The organism is Pedobacter frigidisoli (assembly GCF_032678525.1).
Taxonomy (GTDB): Bacteria; Bacteroidota; Bacteroidia; order Sphingobacteriales; family Sphingobacteriaceae; genus Pedobacter; species Pedobacter frigidisoli_A.
The window spans coordinates 492,413-509,695 of record NZ_JAVTSE010000001.1 but is presented as its reverse complement, the minus strand read 5'-3'; the positions used below and the strand labels follow the sequence as shown (position 1 = coordinate 509,695).

14 protein-coding genes are annotated in these 17,283 nt (G+C 40.9%); 2 read left to right on the top strand and 12 right to left on the bottom strand.

The window, feature by feature from the left end:
- Positions 1 to 10: 10 nt before the first annotated feature.
- From R2Q80_RS02195 to R2Q80_RS02185, 3 genes are all read right to left on the bottom strand, one after another.
- Positions 11 to 898, bottom strand: coding sequence for a flavin reductase family protein (locus R2Q80_RS02195; RefSeq protein WP_316798008.1), 888 nt, complete (start codon positions 896 to 898; stop codon positions 11 to 13).
- An 11-nt stretch (positions 899 to 909) separates the two neighbouring features.
- The gene (locus R2Q80_RS02190; protein WP_316798007.1) at positions 910 to 1,905 is read right to left on the bottom strand and encodes a fumarylacetoacetate hydrolase family protein; all 996 of its coding nucleotides are present in this window, start codon (positions 1,903 to 1,905) and stop codon (positions 910 to 912) included.
- A gap of 62 nt (positions 1,906 to 1,967) precedes the next feature.
- Positions 1,968 to 2,423, bottom strand: coding sequence for a hypothetical protein (locus tag R2Q80_RS02185; RefSeq protein ID WP_316798006.1), 456 nt, complete (start codon positions 2,421 to 2,423; stop codon positions 1,968 to 1,970).
- Positions 2,424 to 2,696: 273 nt separating this feature from the next.
- On the opposite strand from R2Q80_RS02185, the gene R2Q80_RS02180 reads away from it, so the two are divergent.
- Both R2Q80_RS02180 and hppD read left to right on the top strand, forming a co-directional pair.
- Positions 2,697 to 3,857 (top strand): homogentisate 1,2-dioxygenase, encoded by a 1,161-nt coding sequence (locus R2Q80_RS02180; protein ID WP_316798005.1) that lies wholly within the window; start codon positions 2,697 to 2,699, stop codon positions 3,855 to 3,857.
- Between the two features lie 54 nt (positions 3,858 to 3,911).
- Entirely contained in the window at positions 3,912 to 5,042 is a 1,131-nt protein-coding gene (hppD, locus tag R2Q80_RS02175; protein ID WP_316798004.1) for a 4-hydroxyphenylpyruvate dioxygenase, read from the top strand.
- Between the two features lie 52 nt (positions 5,043 to 5,094).
- On the opposite strand, the gene R2Q80_RS02170 is transcribed toward hppD, so the two are convergent.
- The 9 genes from R2Q80_RS02170 to R2Q80_RS02130 form a co-directional block, all read right to left on the bottom strand.
- The gene (locus tag R2Q80_RS02170; RefSeq protein WP_316798003.1) at positions 5,095 to 6,831 is read right to left on the bottom strand and encodes a thiamine pyrophosphate-dependent enzyme; all 1,737 of its coding nucleotides are present in this window, start codon (positions 6,829 to 6,831) and stop codon (positions 5,095 to 5,097) included.
- Between the two features lie 343 nt (positions 6,832 to 7,174).
- Positions 7,175 to 7,693, bottom strand: coding sequence for a DsbA family protein (locus R2Q80_RS02165; protein ID WP_316798002.1), 519 nt, complete (start codon positions 7,691 to 7,693; stop codon positions 7,175 to 7,177).
- A gap of 4 nt (positions 7,694 to 7,697) precedes the next feature.
- Positions 7,698 to 8,159: a redoxin domain-containing protein gene (locus tag R2Q80_RS02160; protein WP_316798001.1), complete on the bottom strand. Its 462-nt coding sequence runs from the start codon at positions 8,157 to 8,159 to the stop codon at positions 7,698 to 7,700.
- Between the two features lie 69 nt (positions 8,160 to 8,228).
- The gene (locus tag R2Q80_RS02155; RefSeq protein WP_316798000.1) at positions 8,229 to 9,146 is read right to left on the bottom strand and encodes a DUF58 domain-containing protein; all 918 of its coding nucleotides are present in this window, start codon (positions 9,144 to 9,146) and stop codon (positions 8,229 to 8,231) included.
- 84 nt (positions 9,147 to 9,230) lie between these two features.
- A complete protein-coding gene (locus R2Q80_RS02150) occupies positions 9,231 to 10,016 on the bottom strand; it encodes a hypothetical protein (protein ID WP_316797999.1) in 786 nt (261 codons plus the stop codon).
- A 304-nt stretch (positions 10,017 to 10,320) separates the two neighbouring features.
- A complete protein-coding gene (locus R2Q80_RS02145) occupies positions 10,321 to 11,535 on the bottom strand; it encodes a PQQ-dependent sugar dehydrogenase (RefSeq protein ID WP_316797998.1) in 1,215 nt (404 codons plus the stop codon).
- Positions 11,536 to 11,702: 167 nt separating this feature from the next.
- The gene (trxA, locus tag R2Q80_RS02140) at positions 11,703 to 12,023 is read right to left on the bottom strand and encodes a thioredoxin (RefSeq protein ID WP_047797638.1); all 321 of its coding nucleotides are present in this window, start codon (positions 12,021 to 12,023) and stop codon (positions 11,703 to 11,705) included.
- A gap of 159 nt (positions 12,024 to 12,182) precedes the next feature.
- Positions 12,183 to 16,613 carry a DNA polymerase III subunit alpha gene (gene dnaE / locus R2Q80_RS02135; protein ID WP_316798525.1) on the bottom strand — a complete coding sequence of 1,477 codons (4,431 nt, stop codon included), beginning with the start codon at positions 16,611 to 16,613 and terminating at the stop codon, positions 12,183 to 12,185.
- Positions 16,614 to 16,793: 180 nt separating this feature from the next.
- Complete coding sequence (locus R2Q80_RS02130; RefSeq protein ID WP_316797997.1) at positions 16,794 to 17,246, bottom strand: lipocalin family protein; 453 nt, start codon at positions 17,244 to 17,246, stop codon at positions 16,794 to 16,796.
- Positions 17,247 to 17,283 lie beyond the last annotated feature (37 nt).

The following is a 17,283-nucleotide window of genomic DNA, read 5'->3' as shown; positions in this document are numbered from 1 at the left end:
GGCTAAAAATTTAAAGTAAAACTATCCTTAAAGCAATGTCTACATTTCCCGTTTGAAGAAAGCTTTTTGCAAGCTCATGTAATTCTCTTTCCCGATTGGTAGGGTCACCAATCGTAGCATCCATAATTTCCTTAACTTCTGGGGTCAACATAACAAGGTCAACTTCATCCTCACTCGGAAGCTGCTCCACATTTCCAAGCATCCCTAAATCATTTCCCGTTAATACTTTCGATAATCTCACCGCTTTAGGCAACTGGTCAACGCCTATCCCCAACCGCGCAAGTGGTTTAGCAACTTTAAATAAATTTTCAGCCTTAACTCTGCAATACCAGTCCCCACCCAAACGAGCCACCAGATCTATTTTCTGCTGATCAATTTTCCCATCATGATCCAGAATTGATTCTTTAATATGAATCAGCTTTACTTCTGCTAAAACTAAATTTCCGGCACCGTGCACATCGCCAAGAGAAATAACATCATTAACGACGCACTCAAGCTGAACAGGTGCCTCGGCAACCCGTGGTGGACCAACCATATCCGACTTTAACATCGTAAAACCAGCTTTTTCAAATTCATTTACACCCCTACCATATTCGGTACTGGCCAAACTCATCTGCTGAACCATATCATAATTCACGATATTGATCACACATTCCCTTACCTGAAGCACATTTTCAAGCGTATGTTTAGTCGTATTGTCACGTACACGCCTCGAAGGCGAAAACACACAAATGGGTGGTTTCGTACTAAACATATTAAAAAAACTGAAGGGACTTAAATTCACATTGCCCGCCTCATCTATTGTAGAAGCAAAACAAATTGGCCGGGGCGCAATGGCATATTGCAGATAATGCTGCAATTCAACAGCCGATAAGTCTTCAGTATTTAGTGTTAACATCTGGCAGCCTCTTATTTTTTCAGGCCGAGAATCGAAAAATCACTAGCAGCACGCGTAATGGTATTCGTCAGGGCACCTAAACCTGTAATCTCCATTTCCACAACATCTCCAGCCTGCAACCATTGTACCTGATAATCTGGATCATTTAATAATCCCGTTCCGTTAAGTTCTAAAAAACAACCGGTACCTACAGTTCCTGAACCAATTACATCACCAGGTAATATATCTACCCCATATGCACAGCGCTCAATAATTTCGGCAAATGTCCAGTCCATATCTGCCGCATTGCCCCTCGATACCTCTATACCGTTAACCCGGCAGGTCATTTTCAAATGGTAAGCATTTCCGGTATGTCCTTCTTTACACGGAACCTTATATGGCTCAAGCTCATCCGGAGTAACTAACCAGGGCCCTATTGTAGTAGCAAAATCTTTCCCCTTCGCAGGGCCAAGGTTTAAAAGCATTTCTTCCATCTGCAATGTTCTTGCACTCATGTCATTCATCACCATATATCCGGCAATATATTCATCCGCCTCACTTGCCCTGATATTTCTACCTTTCTTGCCGATCACAACAGCCAGTTCCAATTCGAAATCGAGCTTATCGAAATGATCTGGCATACACTCAATTTCTCCGGTACCCTGAATAGAGTTATGATTGGTAAAATAAAATATAGGATATTCATCAAACTGGGAGATCATTTCAACATTCCGGTTTCTACGCGCAGCAGCAACATGTTGCCGGAAAGCATAGCCATCCCTGCAACTCGCTGGATGAGGAACAGGAGCCAGAAGCTCATAAAAAATTTCTTCCTTGGCTTCAATTAAACCACTCTTAATCTCTCCATCTACCTTCTTAGCCCTTTCCATCAATACCTCTCCACCATCCAGAAATGCGCTCATGCTATCAGGAAGCAACTTGTCACAGCTATTTAGATTGTAAATATGACCGTTTATAAAAACGCCGAGGTGTGCGCTATCTTCAGTTTTATAAGATACTAGTTTCATATAATTTGGTTAGAATACTTTTCAAAGCTAAATAAATTTGGCAACAAGAATAAACCACATTATTATTTTAACACCGTGAACTGTTTCAAATTGTCTTTAATCATCGGAAAATCTTTTGCCTCTAGTGCCTTGTATTTTTTCTTAGTGGAAATCGCGTTTCCAAGAAATGTTCCGGCTGCAATACCGGCAGGTACGCCCGCAACAATAAGTACCAGAGATTCAGCAATCTTATCACTCTTTGCTGCAAAAACAAAGAAAGCAACGCCGCCTGCGATGGCCAATGGCGCAACAAAACCCTTACGCTGGATATGAAGCGCGACAATACTGTCAGCACTTAATTTAAGCGTATCCTTCCGATTTCTGATCAGGGTCAAACCATCATCAGAAGCAGCATAAAAGTCCCCTCTTGTCATTTTCCCTCCACGGTCTTCCACCTTAATTCTATAGTGGGCCCGCTGCTGTGAATAACCCGCATAACCGATAGTTACACAAAAAATAACTGTTAAAATAAATCTCATCTTGGGAACGATTGTAATTAGTTAAAGGTAAATTAAAATTTCAATTTTCAAATAATATACTTACCTTGTATCAATAAGAACATGATCTTAAAAGCATTACATATTACCTTAGTTAATGATGCAATTGCTGCTCGTCGCTATAAAATGCTATCTAAACTGATCATGGCTCAATATTCTCTTTAATATCCTCACTGTTTTCTATTAATCGAAAACGCATTTGCGCTCCGATTGTTCATCCATTAAGATTTTTTTTCTAACCATAATTTCTTTGTTATGCCTGTTTATCACAAATTAGGGCAAATACCCCCTAAACGCCATACGGTTTTCCGCAAACCCGACGGCAATCTCTACGCCGAAGAGCTCGTGTCTACTGAAGGCTTTTCCAGCTTATACTCCTTGGTTTACCATTCCTACCCCCCAACAATTGTAAAGCATTTAGGCGAACCCTACAATGTTGAACCAAATGTTGCACGGGAAAAGCATTTAAAACACACAAGTCTCATTGGCTTTAAAATTAAACCGGAAGATGATTATCTGAAGAGTCGGAAACCAATACTCGTAAACAGTGATTTACACATTGTACTGGCGGCCCCCAGAAAGTCAATGACGGACTACTTTTACAAAAACAGTCAGGCAGATGAACTGATTTTTATTCACGAAGGCTCCGGAAAACTCAAAACAGGATTTGGTGAAATTTGCTTTGCATATGGCGATTACCTCATCATTCCAAGAGGAACAATTTACCAGATGGAATTTAACGACGAAAATAATCGCCTATTCATTATCGAAAGTTTCAGCCCCTTAAGGCCACCTAAACGTTACCTCAACCAGTATGGACAGCTGATGGAACATTCACCATACTGTGAGCGGGATTTGAGGCTTCCACAAAATCTGCAAACGCATGATGAGCATGGAGATTTCAAAATACTGATCAAAAAACAAGGCCTAATTTACCCTTATACCTATGGAACACATCCATTTGACTATATCGGATGGGATGGCTACCACTATCCCTATGCTTTTTCAATTCACGATTTCGAACCGATTACCGGGCGCTTACATCAGCCGCCACCAGTACACCAGACTTTCGAAGGCCATAACTTTGTGGTCTGTTCTTTTGTCCCCAGGAAATATGATTATCATCCCGATTCCATTCCCGCTCCATACAACCATAGTAATGTAGATAGCGATGAAGTATTGTATTATGTAGATGGGGATTTCATGAGCAGAAAGAGTGTAGTAAAAGGACAAATAACACTTCACCCCGGTGGTATCCCACATGGACCTCATCCCGGAACAGTCGAAAAATCCATAGGAAAAGAAAGAACAGATGAACTTGCGGTAATGATCGATCCCTTTAAGCCTTTAATGCTAACACAGGATGCGCTCGATATCGAAGATGAAAATTACTATCAGAGCTGGAAACAGGAGTAAACCACTGAATCCAAATACATATTAGATACATAACCAATCACAAAATAACAAACGATGGAAACATTAACATTTGCAGAAAAGATAGCAAAAGCACAGGATTTCCTGCCTATTAATGGTACAGACTATATCGAATTTTATGTCGGCAATGCCAAACAGGCTGCTCATTACTATAAAACAGCATTTGGATTCCAAAGCCTGGCTTATGCTGGGCCCGAAACGGGCGTTAGAGATCGCGCCTCCTACGTTTTGCAGCAGGGTAAAATCCGAATTATTCTCACAACAGCGTTAAAATCTGATCACCCCATTGCCGAACACGTCAAAAATCATGGTGATGGTGTAAAAGTGCTGGCACTATGGGTCGATGATGCTTATAGCGCATTTGAAGAAACAACAAAAAGAGGTGCAAAACCTTACCTGGAACCGAAAACAATTAACGATGAAAAGGGAGAAGTCAGAATGAGTGGTATTTATACCTACGGGGAAACAGTTCATATGTTTATCGAGCGGAAAAATTACAATGGCATTTTCATGCCTGGCTACAGGGAATGGATAAGTGATTACAATCCTTCAGATGCAGGCTTGCTTTACATCGACCACTGCGTAGGCAATGTAGGTTGGAACCGCATGAACGAAGCCGTAAAATGGTATGAGGAGGTAATGGGTTTTGTAAATATCCTCTCTTTTGATGATAAACAAATTAATACGGAATACTCCGCGCTAATGAGTAAAGTAATGAGCAATGGAAACGGCTATTCAAAATTTCCGATCAACGAACCCGCCGAAGGTAAAAAGAAATCACAAATCGAAGAATATCTCGAATACTATGAAGGAGAAGGTGTCCAGCACATCGCAGTGGCAACAAAAGATATTGTCAAAACAGTAAAAGAATTAAAATCCCGCGGCGTCGAATTTCTCAGTGCACCCCCTGAAGCTTACTACGATATGATGCCGCAGCGAGTGGGCAAAATTGATGAAGAAATCGCACTGTTAGAAAGTTTAGGGATTTTGGTCGATTGTGACGAAGAAGGCTATCTGCTCCAGATTTTCACTAAACCGGTAGAAGATCGGCCGACTTTATTTTTCGAAATTATTCAGAGAAAAGGAGCACAAAGTTTTGGAGCCGGTAACTTTAAAGCCCTGTTTGAATCCCTGGAAAGGGAACAGGAGTTACGGGGAAATTTGTAACCATTAGATTCGTCATTCCCGTCAATCGGGAATGACGAATAAATACGCTGCCTTACAACACTTCCCCCAGATGCTTGTAATTCGATTTAATAGTGTCAAAAACCTCACTCATTTTCCCGCCAAGCATGAGTTTAGTCATTGATTCAGTCATTCCCTTAATCTGTTTCCATTCTATCTTCGGAGGCATAGCCAATGCGTTTGGATTGGTCATAATATTCAAAAGCACAGGACCGTCTTCAATCAAAGCATGCGCAATAGCAGTTTCAACATCCTCTGGCTTCGAAACGGTTATACCCTTAAAACCCATCGCTTGCGCAACGAGTGCAAAATCAGGATTGATCATGTCCGTTTCATTATCAGGCAGCCCGTCCACCTCCATTTCTAACTTAACCATCCCTAAAGCCCTGTTATTAAAAACAATAAGCTTAACGGGTAAGTTGTATTGCTTTATAGTGGCAATGTCCCCCAGAAGCATCGATAAACCTCCATCACCACACAACGCGATAACCTGCCTTTCAGGATGAGCTAAAGCCGCACCGATAGCCATTGGCATTGCATTCGCCATTGATCCATGATTGAACGATCCGAGCATCTTACGCTTTCCGGTACCATCGATAAACCTCGCGCCCCAGACACAGCACATACCAGTATCTACAGTAAAAATGGCATCGGTTGAGGCAAGACGGTTAAGCGTATCGGCAACAAATTCAGGCTGAATCTTATTTTCTTCCCCTTGATCTTTAATATAAACCTGTTGATTTTCTTTTACCTTACCATAAAATTCCAATTGAGATTTCAAAAAGGAGTCATCTGCCTTCTCCTCCAAAAGAGGTAGTAAAGCAGCAAGGGAATCTGCAATATTTCCACACAATCCCATAGTTAATTTTGCCCTTCTGCCTAAACGCTCAGGCCGTTCATCAATTTGTATAATCTTGTTTTTTACAGGCATGAAATTTACGTAAGGGAAGTCCGTACCTAAAAGTAACACAACATCTGCCTCATGCATGGCATGATAACCCGAAGGCTGCCCCAACAACCCGGTCATCCCAACTTCGTAAGGGTTATTTGGCTGAATACTCATTTTCCCCCTGAAAGAGAATGAAACAGGAGCCTTTAGTCTCGAGGCAAGTGCAACAACTTCATCATGGGCCTCGGCCGCGCCAATGCCACAATAAAGCGTAATTTTCTTTTCGGAATTTAACAACAAGGCCAGTTCGCCCAATTCTTGCTCAGAAGGACGAATAACGGGCTTATTACTGAAAAACTGCATAGAGGTAACACTTTCCACAGCATCCATTTGAGAAACGTCGCCTGGTAATCCAAAAACGGCCACACCTTTTTGATGTATGGCATGCTGTAAAGCAGTTTGAAGCATTCTTGGTGCCTGTTCGGGCGTAGTGGCTACCTGATTGTAAAAACTGCAATCATCAAAAAGTTTAATGGTATTGGTTTCCTGAAAAAAATCCATTCCAAATTCACCGGTTGGTATAGTGGAGGCAATTGCAATCACCGGCACGTGTGAGCGATGGGCGTCATATAAGCCATTAATCAGGTGTACATGCCCAGGACCACAACTACCAGCACAACAAGCAATGCCGTCTAGTTCCGCCTCCGCCGCGGCGGCAAACGCACCCGCCTCTTCATTACGAACGTGGATCCACCTGATCTTTCCGTTTTTCCTAACCGCTTCGTTGAAATAGTTCAGACTATCTCCCGTAACGGCATAAATTCTTTTTACACCAGCTTCAACCAGCATATCTACCAGTTGCTCTGCTACATTTTTACTCATGGCTAATCTTTTAAAATCCATAATCACGATGATCATGAATATTTATTAAATAAAAAAAGAAAAATATTGTTTTGAAGTTTCAGGCTTATAAAGCCAATCTGACTTGAAAAAGACTTTAAGGATTGATTCGTTAATGCAGAATTTAATTTCTTCACATAAACTTCATAATTGAACCGCACCTTTGAAATAACAAAACACCAGAAGCGATTTCCGTTTTGTTAAATTCTAAAAACTCATAATTAGTTTTTTAGTTTTCCGGTTACCCTTATCTGATACCTCATGTATTGAAAAATACATGAGGTTTTTTATTTCAAAATATTTTTACACCCGATAATGAATGAAACTACTCCGTACTTTCTTTGAGCATCTGATACAGATCTGTTGCTCCGCCATCAAACTTTTTGCCATTAACGTAAAAAGAAGGAGTGCCATTTACACCACTCCTAACGCCGCTCTCAAAATCAGATTCAACTTTTTCTTTAACAACTTCTGATGATAAATCTGCAGCAAACTGTTCCAGGTCCAAACCCAAGGTCTCCGCAATTTCATTAAAAAGTCCTTCATCCAACCGGTACTGATTTTCATAAATGGCGTCATGCATCTCCCAGAACTTATGCTGCAAGGCTGCAGCTTCAGCAGCTAATGCCGCAGGATAAGCAAATTCATGAGCCTCCTGCAGTGGAAAGTTCCGGAATACTAATTTGACCTGGTCGCCAAAGGTCTCTTCAATCTCCTTTATAATCGGATAAGCATTTCCGCAGTGAGGACACTCATAATCACCAAATTCTACGATGGTAATAGAAGCACTGTCTCCGCCTTGCATATGATCGTTTGTGCTAACTTCTGGTTTTAATGTGCTCATAATCTTATCGTTTTTCAATTTCCTCTAATGCATCTAAAATTCCATCAGCACCCGGATTGACAGCAGTTGGCGATAAATAACTCCAGGCTATCTTCCCTTCTTTATCTATGACAAATAATGCTCTTTTACTTTCACCCACTTCATCATCATACACACCATACGCTTTTGATACAGCGCCCTTCGGCTCAAAATCAGCTAATAGAGGAAAATGGAGTTTGCGGTCATTTGAAAATGCCATGTGGCACCAGCCACTATCCACAGAAATCCCGAAAATCTGTGCGTCATGTTTCGTGAAAAATTTCAGCATTTCATTGTAAAGTGCCATTTGATCACTACAAACAGGACTCCAGTCTGCAGGATAAAAAGCCAGAATAACATTTTTTCCACGAAAATCTTTAAGCTCTATTTTCTGATCGGGGGTAGCATTCAATTCAAAATCTGGCGCTACAGTACCTTTTTCTAACATATATCCGAGGTTTAAATTCAAATCATTTATTTAACATTTAACAGCTCAAAATGCCAGTTGTTTGTCAGTCTAGCCTAACTTTTGCCTCTTGATTAAATAAGCCTGTAAAATGGGGTAAAACCCTTCATTGATATCCGCATCAATCAGGTCGATCTTATATTGAGCGCACTTCAGAGATATCTGTTGCCGGTATTGAGAAATCGCTACAGAATAACTATCCTTCACCTGGTTAGTATGTACTTTGATGGCTTCTCCGGTTTCCATATCTACAAACTGGTAAGGACGGTTTTCATAATCAAAGTCAACCTCTTTTGATTTATCTGTAACATTAAAAACCACTACTTCATGTTTGTTGAATTTCAAATGCTGCAACGCATCGAAAAATTCATCCGTGTTTTCCTGGCTGATACCAGTATTAAAAAGATCGCTGAAAATAATAACGAGCGAACGCTTGTGAATTAATTCAGAAACCTGATGCAAGGCCTCGCTCAAATTAGTTTTCGCATGCACCTTAGGCTTCTGCAACAATTCTTCCAGTTGTGTAAATAAATATTTCTGATGAATGGTAGTAGATTTTGCCGGAGAGCTGAGCAGAATTTCATCAGTGAATAAGCTCAATCCGAAGGCATCCCGCTGTCTTTTGAGTAGATACATTAATGATGCAGCCGCCTGGATAGAAAAAGTCAGCTTGTTGTTTCGAGGTTCTGGAAAATACATTGACGATGAAACATCAATAACAAATTGAGCACGAAGATTCGTTTCTTCTTCAAAACGCTTACTATACAGTTTATCGGTTTTTGCAAAAAGCTTCCAGTCTATACCTTTAACATTGTCGCCATTATTATATTGCCGGTGCTCAGCAAATTCCACAGAGAAACCATGAAAAGGACTTTTATGCAAGCCCGTAATAAAACCCTCAACCACTTGCTGAGCCAAAATTTCCAGATTCCCAAAACTGGTTTCATTATCGTAACTAACAGACTGCATATTGTAAAGCTAAAAAAAAGCCGGTACAAACCGGCCTTTTTTAGCTTGAATATTTATTCGCAGACGCGAAATTTCACATTATTCTTATGCACTGATAAGAGGCAGTTTAAGTGAATAGCTTCCCCACTTAGATGAACCCTTTTTTCCGGGAGCACGGTGATATCGCGCACCAATGATCCCCGCAGGATGAAAGGCTTTGCTATTGAAAATTGTTGAACCAGACAAGTTATTTTCCACAAACAAAACTGATGCACTGATAATGGCCAGACAACCTGCCGGAAAGTCAAATTCAAAATTTTCTCCAGGAGGCCCATCAACATGACGGATTAAATCACGGAATGGCAACTCAATGAAAGAATGTGTGCCCTTTTCCAGATTAAAGTAATCCACCCTGATATTCACCTGACCACGGGAAAAACCCAATGGATAACGAATATCCTTTGATAAATATTGTGGAACTTGAATACTGAATTTTCCATCCCCCCAACTGATTTCAGGATACTTCAATAGACTGTTATCAAGTAAACTACCTGAATTGAAGTTAAACCCCGCTAAACGATCAAAGCTTTGATTGTTAAAGAGAAAAGTGCCATCCGCCTGCCGGTGCTGATACAAAATAGTTGATATCTGACTGTTCATCCGGTTAGCCATTTTTAAATCGTACCACCTCCGGTGAATAGGGGTTAGCGCGGTTCTGACTATTCGTGCAAAAGGACTGATATACTTCCCGAATATCGCCGCCGCTCGTTTAGTAGCTGCTGTTTGTTTAACCTCTTCTGGCTTTGACCTTACTACTGTAATGTCGCCAACTTGCGAAAACACCATACCGGCTAATGAGCCCTTGATGTTCTTTCCATAAAAAATTGCCATAATATTCCTTTTAAATTAGTTCTTTTTAAAAGGATGTGAGCCACAATAGAGGGGATTGATTCAAACTTAAGTAATCTTAAAAGGCATGGTTATCCATCCCTTAGTTATTCTTCACTTAAGCCCTGCTTACCATAAAGTTAATATAAACATTCATTAAAACCAAACTCTTTCCGCAGTTTATGCGATTTCTGCGGACTTACTGCGGTCGAACCCCGTTCGTGCACTCCATGCGAAATACATAATATATAAAAAAATCCCAAATTCACAAGTGAATTTGGGATTAAGTTTGTAGGTCAGTTTGTCCCTACTTCTTCGAAATCTTAAACAGTTTTCCATTATCAGTAACAGAAAACAAGGATCCGTCTTTCTCAACCATATCACGGAATCGCTCCCCTTTTCCTTCAAGCAAACGCTCTTCACCTACAATCTTATTGTCTTTAATTACCAAGCGGATAATATGTGATCCACCTAACCCTCCAACAAAAAGATTTCCTTTCCATTCCGGTATAGCACTGCTATTGTAAAAGGCAATGCAGCCCGGCGAAATACTCGGATTCCAGTAATAAACAGGCTGCTCCATTCCCTCTTTCTGTTGAATACCATCCCCTACCTTATTACCACTATATTCCGTTCCATAAGTTAGAATTGGCCATCCATAATTCTTGCCAGGCTTAATGATATTTACCTCATCGCCACCTTTCGGACCAAATTCTGCCTCCCATAAATCACCTGTCTGCGGATTGATGGCCAAGCCATCCGGGTTACGAAGCCCCAGGGCATAGATCTCAGGCCGCGCATCCGCTTTACCTGCAAATGGTCCGCCCGCAACAGCCTTTCCATCGGTCGTTAAATGCAGAATTTTACCTAAGGAAGAATTTAAATATTGAGCCTGTATTCTGATGTCACCACCCGAACGCTCTCCCGTACTCACAAACATATTACCGTTTTTATCGAACACAATACGCGATCCATACTGTAGTTTCCCTCCGTAGGCGGGGCTGGCACGGTAAATGATGGTTTGGCTTTCTATCGCCGTTTCACTTTCCGCCAGTTTTCCCTTTGCAATAGCCAGTAAAACACCTTTGGTTTGAGGCTCAGAATAAGCCCAGTAAATCATTCTGTTCTTCGCAAAATCGGGATCCAGCGTTACATCCAGCAATCCACCCTGACCTGAATCATCTACCTTAGGCAAGCCATTGATAACCTTACTCGATTTTCCATCAGCAGTCAGGATAACCATATTGCCGCCTTTTTGAGTGATTAAGAATCCACCTGAAGGAAGCACTGAAATAGCCCAGGGCCGGTCAAGTTTTTCATTAAGTATACTTACAGATAATGGCGTAGTAGTTTTTACACCAGAGATACGTGTTTGGCCATCAAACGCAGGTTTATAATCTGCAGATGGCGGATTAGTTTCCACAGGATTTTGAGCCAAAACACATGCAATATTTGCACAGTTTAAAGCAATACCCGTAAATACTAAACCTAATGTTTTGTTAGTGAATAGGTTCATAGACATGATTAGATTTTAATTAAAGGAACAAAAATATTTCTACAATAAAAAACCCGGATTCATTAAAGGAACCCGGGTTTTAAATATGTTACAGGACTTAAGTAATTGCATTGATAATCAGCGCCGGAAATCAAAATCCGCACCTAAAAATCTTAATACTTAATTTCCCTTATCTATGCAATTTGTTTGTTTAGTTTCTCAGCCAATACTGATTTTGGAACTGCACCAACTTGTTTATCAACAACCTGACCGTCTTTGAAATACAATAGAGCCGGGATGTTACGAATACCAAACTGCATAGAAATTTGTGGGTTATTATCCACGTTTACTTTTCCTACTACTGCTTTTCCATCGTATTCCTTAGCGATTTCTTCAACAACCGGACCTACCATGCGACATGGGCCACACCATTCTGCCCAAAAATCTACTAATACGGGTTTATCTGACTTTAATACAAGCTCCTCGAAGTTTGCATCTGTGATTTCTAATGCCATAACTATTTTTTTTTATGTTCAAATATATGTATTCAATTGTAATGCCAGTAACTGTATAATGTCAATTTGACATTACTTTGAGGTAGAGGGTACCGATGTTAAAAATGAGAGATTCTTGAATGCCTGACCCTTCTGCCATTTAACCTTCAACCTTCTGCCTTAGTTAAGCTTGTAGTTAACAACATTCAACCCCACCAATTGTTCCAAGAACTTATTATTTGGATTGATCTTTAGGTTCTTCGAAGGCAAATCCAGCATAATCTGCTTTTCACTATCGAAAACAGCAAAGTTAAGTTGGCAGTTTTGCTGCTCAGAGTTTGCCTTATTGTCTGCTAAAATCGCTTCAATCTCACGCATGAGTTCTTCGTTTACACGCTCTATCGGAACTTGTATGGTTAGGCTTTTTGCTAGTTTATCTCTCAGTTCCGACATTAAATTAATGGCTGTAATTTTAAACTCCCAGTCGCCGGCTTTCCCAAAACGTTCCCCTACCCTACCTCTGATCTGGAGAAAATACCCCTCCGTCAAAAACGATTTAAACTTTAAAAAATCTTCCCCAAACAACGCCATCTCACAAGCGTCATCATAATCCTCAAAAACAAAGGTTCCGAAAGGCTTTCCGGTCTTGGTAATTCTCTGAGATGCTGATACTACTAACCCCCCAACACATAACTCACGATTCTTAAGTTTATCAAACTCGGCTAAAACCTCTTCATTCGAATCACCCATCCTAACTTTATTGATGATGCTGAGTTGCTTAACACTATTGGTGCAAAAGCGATCTAATTCAAGCTTATAGTTGTCCAGAGGGTGCCCGGAAAGAAAAATCCCGATCGCATCCTTTTCATATTTCAATCGGTCCATTAACGCCCATTCTGGCGAAACAGGTAAACTGGGCTCTAAAATCAGGTCTGCTTTTGAGCCCCCGAAAAGAGAACCTTGCGAGGTACTTTCATTATTCTGAAAATCATTGGCAAACTTGATGATTTTCTCTATCCCATTCATTTTATCATTGGGGCCGATATAAAAATACTGTGCCCTGTGGCCACCGAAGGCATCAAATGCACCACTATATACAAAACTTTCGTATGCTTTTTTGTTAACAATACGAGTATTCGAACGCTTCGCAAAATCATACACTGAAGCATAAGCCCCATTTTCCAGTCGCTCCTCAATAATGCTTTCCACTGCCTTTTCTCCAACACCTTTTACTGCCGACATTCCAAACCGGATCTCCCCTTTTTGATTTACCGAGAACTTAAGGTCTGACTCGTTAACATCAGGTCCAAGTACCGTAACACTCATCTGACGGCATTCCTCCATAAAGAACGCTACCTGCTTAATGTCACTCATGTTATTTGAAAGTACCGCAGCCATATATTCTGCCGGATAGTGAGCCTTTAAATAGGCAGTTTGATAGGCAATCCAGGCATAACAGGTAGAGTGCGACTTATTAAATGCATAAGAGGCAAATGCTTCCCAGTCTTTCCAGATTTTTTCAAGGGTTGTAGCATCGTGACCTTTTTCCGCAGCCTGCTTTACAAACTTAGGCTTCATTTTGTCAAGAACGTCTTTTTGCTTCTTACCCATGGCCTTACGCAAAACGTCGGCCTCACCTTTGGTAAACCCTGCCAGCTTCTGCGACAAAAGCATCACCTGCTCCTGGTACACGGTGATACCGTAAGTTTCTTTCAGATATTCCTCACAGGCATCCAAATCATACTGAATTTCTTCCTCACCATTTTTACGCCTAACGAAACTCGGAATGTATTCCATCGGACCAGGCCGGTATAACGCATTCATCGCAATTAAATCGTCAAATACGGTAGGCTTTAATTCCTTCATGTATTTCTGCATACCCGGACTCTCGTATTGGAATATACCAATGGTCTCCCCGCGCTGAAACAGCTCGTAAGTCATTACATCATCTATCGGAAAATGATCCGGGTTAAGCATAATGCCATGCCGCTTTTTAACCAGCTTTACAGTATCCTTAATCAGCGTGAGCGTCTTCAACCCCAGAAAGTCCATCTTTAATAACCCCGCACTTTCTACAACTGAGTTATCAAACTGCGTAACATATAAATCAGAATCCTTTGCCGTTGCAACCGGAACAAAGTTGGTAATATCGCTTGGTGTAATAATCACCCCACAGGCATGAATACCGGTATTCCGAAGCGATCCTTCTAAAACTTGCGCCTGTTGTATAGTTTCAGCACTCAAATCTTTTAAGGATCCCAGATTCTTCAGTTCAACTACCTTCTCATACTCATCCGGACGTAAGGCTTCTTTCAATGTCTTTTCGTCGAGATTGAAAATCTTTGCCAACTTCATATTTGGAATGAGTTTGGCAATTTTATCTGCTTCAAATAAAGGCAAATCCAATACCCGGGCAGTATCCCGGATAGATGACTTAGCCGCCATGGTTCCATAAGTAATAATCTGAGCAACCTGGTTGGCTCCATATTTATTAATTACATAGTCCATTACGCGCCCACGACCCTCATCATCAAAATCGATATCAATATCCGGCATCGAAACCCTGTCCGGATTCAGGAAACGCTCAAAAAGCAGATCGTATTTAATCGGATCAATATTGGTAATCCCTAAACAATAGGCAACAGCTGAACCTGCCGCCGACCCCCTGCCAGGCCCCACTGATACATCAAGGTTGCGGGCCTCTGCAATGAAATCCTGTACAATCAAGAAATAGCCCGGATAACCAGTCTTTTCAATGGTAGCCAGCTCAAAATCCAGCCGCTCAGTAATCGCTGGCGTTAATTCATGGTAGCGTCGCTTCGCTCCTTCGTAAGTCAGGTGACGTAAAAATTTGTTTTCTCCACGTTTTCCTCCATCAGTCTCGTCTTCTGCAACCAAAAACTGCTCTGGAATATCGAACTTAGGCAAAAGTACCTCGCGGGCAAGTTTGTAGGTTTCTATCTTATCTATAACCTCTTGGATATTTAAAATCGCATCCGGCAAGTCGGCAAAAAGCGCCTTCATTTCGTCTCCGGATTTAAAATAGTACTCCTGGTTTGGCAAACCATACCGGTAACCTCTTCCGCGACCTATAGGAGTAGCCTGCTTCTCCCCGTCCTTTACGCAAAGCAAAATATCGTGGGCATTGGCATCTTTTTTACCAATGTAATAGGTATTATTGGTGGCAATTAATTTCACTTCATGCTTTTTAGCAAGTGAAATCAGGGTTTCATTTACGCGGTCTTCGTCCTCCTGATGGTGGCGCATTACCTCAATGTAGAAATCATTACCAAACTGCTCCTTCCACCACAATAATGCCTCTTCAGCCTGATGCTCACCTAAATTCAAAATCTTATTGGAGATTTCTCCTGAAAGATTACCAGACAACACAATAATATCGTCCTTATACTGCTCAATCACCTGCCTGTCTATTCTGGGCACATAATAAAACCCTTTCGTATAGGCAATCGACGACATTTTAGCTAAATTGTGATAACCATTTTTATTTTTTGCCAACAGCACCATCTGATAACCATTATCTTTTGATGTTCTGTCCAGGTGGTTATTACAAACAAAAAATTCTACCCCAACAACTGGCGTCATAACCACTTCCGTAGGTCGTTGGCCTGCTTCAATAGCTTCAGCATTTTTTGCCTCCGCAGCCTTATTATGATTTAAAACAGCATTAACAAAATGAAACGCCCCCATCATATTCGCATGATCGGTCATCGCTACCGCAGGCATTTTATTTGCCGCTGCAGCTTTTACCAATGCCGGAATACTGATGGTACTCTGTAAAACCGAAAACTGCGTATGGTTATGTAAATGAACAAAAGTTGCCGCAGCAAGCTCTTGCTTATTCTCCTCAAGTTCCCTTTTCGAAACACCACCGTCAGCCTTCTGCAAACGCTTACGAATCTCATCCGAAGCAGACTTTAAGTTCACATGCTGTATACCAAAACTGGGTATTGTTCCCGGATTAACCTCTCTGAACCGCGGAAAATATTCAGCATCTACAAGTAACTCTTCTTTCTTGAAAACCTCTTTCTTTATCAACTCCAGAAAACACCTCGTAGTAGCTTCCACATCGGCAGTCGCATTATGCGCCTCATTAAATGGTACACCAAATAAATAAGAGTGTAATTCTGTTAAGGTGGGCAACTTAAACTTTCCTCCTCTACCGCCAGGAAGCTTCAACAAATCTGCTGTTACCTCAGTACAGGTATCTAGAACTGGCATCTCTGCCAACCTGTTTTCTACACCAAAGCGATGAAATTCACAGCCCATAATATTAACGTCGAAGCCCACATTCTGACCGACAATAAACTTCGATCTGGAAAGCACATCATTAAATTTCACCAGAACTTCCTGTAGTGAAATCCCCTGCTCGGCAGCTAAATCTGTAGAAATACCATGAATTCTTTCTGCATCATAGGGAACATTAAAACCCTCAGGTTTAACCAGGTAATCCTGATGTTCAACCAATCTCCCCATTTCATCATGCAGTTGCCAGGCAATCTGAATACAACGTGGCCAGTTATCCGTATCGGTGATGGGCGCATTGTAATTGCGTGGCAAACCTGTGGTTTCAGTATCGAAAATTAAATACATATTGTAAGCTAAAGAATGAACCGTTGCAGAATAATAACGGTTCTTCAAAAATACGGAATTTGAAAACTGAAGTTGTCAGGATTTTATCAACAAAAATCTAAAGGGAGGGCAAAACCTAATCCAATCAAATAAAGTTCGATGGTCAGCTTAAAAAGAAAAACACAAAAGTTAAACAGGCTGCTAAAAGTGTTCCTGACTCACCAGTTCGCTCACATCATAACCTTTTTCCCGGCAACTTTCAATAATATCCACCAGTAAATCCGCTTCCATTTTTGGTTCACGGGCCATGATAAACAAATACTTTTCATCAGGGTGCCCCACAACTACATAACTGTAATCATTGGCAATCTCAATAATCCAATACCCGATTTTGAAAGGCCATAAAAATTGAGCCCGCATATCACCATCCGGCTTATCCTCACTAAAAAACAACTTGGAGGTAATGGTATGTTCTTCCGACTTTCCGTTTTTATGATAGGTCGTTAATACATCAAAGTGCTCATCGTCAGCAAGTGTGTAGGTTTCTGTAGTTTGCTTCCAGTTTTTATCCATTAATGTAGGGATAGAATACAACGAATACCATTTACCTTCAAATGCCCTGTAATCAATATTACTTAACGGTTTATTTTCCATGATGTTTTTCCTCACCATATATAACCAAAAGCAGATT

Bases quoted from the DNA above. Each gene is read 5' to 3' on its own strand.
- R2Q80_RS02145 (WP_316797998.1), bottom strand. From the start codon at position 11,535: ATGTCTATGAACCTATTCACTAACAAAACATTAGGTTTAGTATTTACG.
- R2Q80_RS02160 (WP_316798001.1), bottom strand. From the start codon at position 8,159: ATGTTAGAAAAAGGTACTGTAGCGCCAGATTTTGAATTGAATGCTACC.
- R2Q80_RS02195 (WP_316798008.1), bottom strand. From the start codon at position 898: ATGTTAACACTAAATACTGAAGACTTATCGGCTGTTGAATTGCAGCAT.
- R2Q80_RS02170 (WP_316798003.1), bottom strand. From the start codon at position 6,831: ATGAGTAAAAATGTAGCAGAGCAACTGGTAGATATGCTGGTTGAAGCT.
- R2Q80_RS02185 (WP_316798006.1), bottom strand. From the start codon at position 2,423: ATGAGATTTATTTTAACAGTTATTTTTTGTGTAACTATCGGTTATGCG.
- R2Q80_RS02130 (WP_316797997.1), bottom strand. From the start codon at position 17,246: ATGGAAAATAAACCGTTAAGTAATATTGATTACAGGGCATTTGAAGGT.
- R2Q80_RS02150 (WP_316797999.1), bottom strand. From the start codon at position 10,016: ATGGCAATTTTTTATGGAAAGAACATCAAGGGCTCATTAGCCGGTATG.
- R2Q80_RS02165 (WP_316798002.1), bottom strand. From the start codon at position 7,693: ATGAGCACATTAAAACCAGAAGTTAGCACAAACGATCATATGCAAGGC.
- R2Q80_RS02180 (WP_316798005.1), top strand. From the start codon at position 2,697: ATGCCTGTTTATCACAAATTAGGGCAAATACCCCCTAAACGCCATACG.
- R2Q80_RS02155 (WP_316798000.1), bottom strand. From the start codon at position 9,146: ATGCAGTCTGTTAGTTACGATAATGAAACCAGTTTTGGGAATCTGGAA.
- trxA (WP_047797638.1), bottom strand. From the start codon at position 12,023: ATGGCATTAGAAATCACAGATGCAAACTTCGAGGAGCTTGTATTAAAG.
- hppD (WP_316798004.1), top strand. From the start codon at position 3,912: ATGGAAACATTAACATTTGCAGAAAAGATAGCAAAAGCACAGGATTTC.
- dnaE (WP_316798525.1), bottom strand. From the start codon at position 16,613: ATGTATTTAATTTTCGATACTGAAACCACAGGTTTGCCACGCAATTAC.
- R2Q80_RS02190 (WP_316798007.1), bottom strand. From the start codon at position 1,905: ATGAAACTAGTATCTTATAAAACTGAAGATAGCGCACACCTCGGCGTT.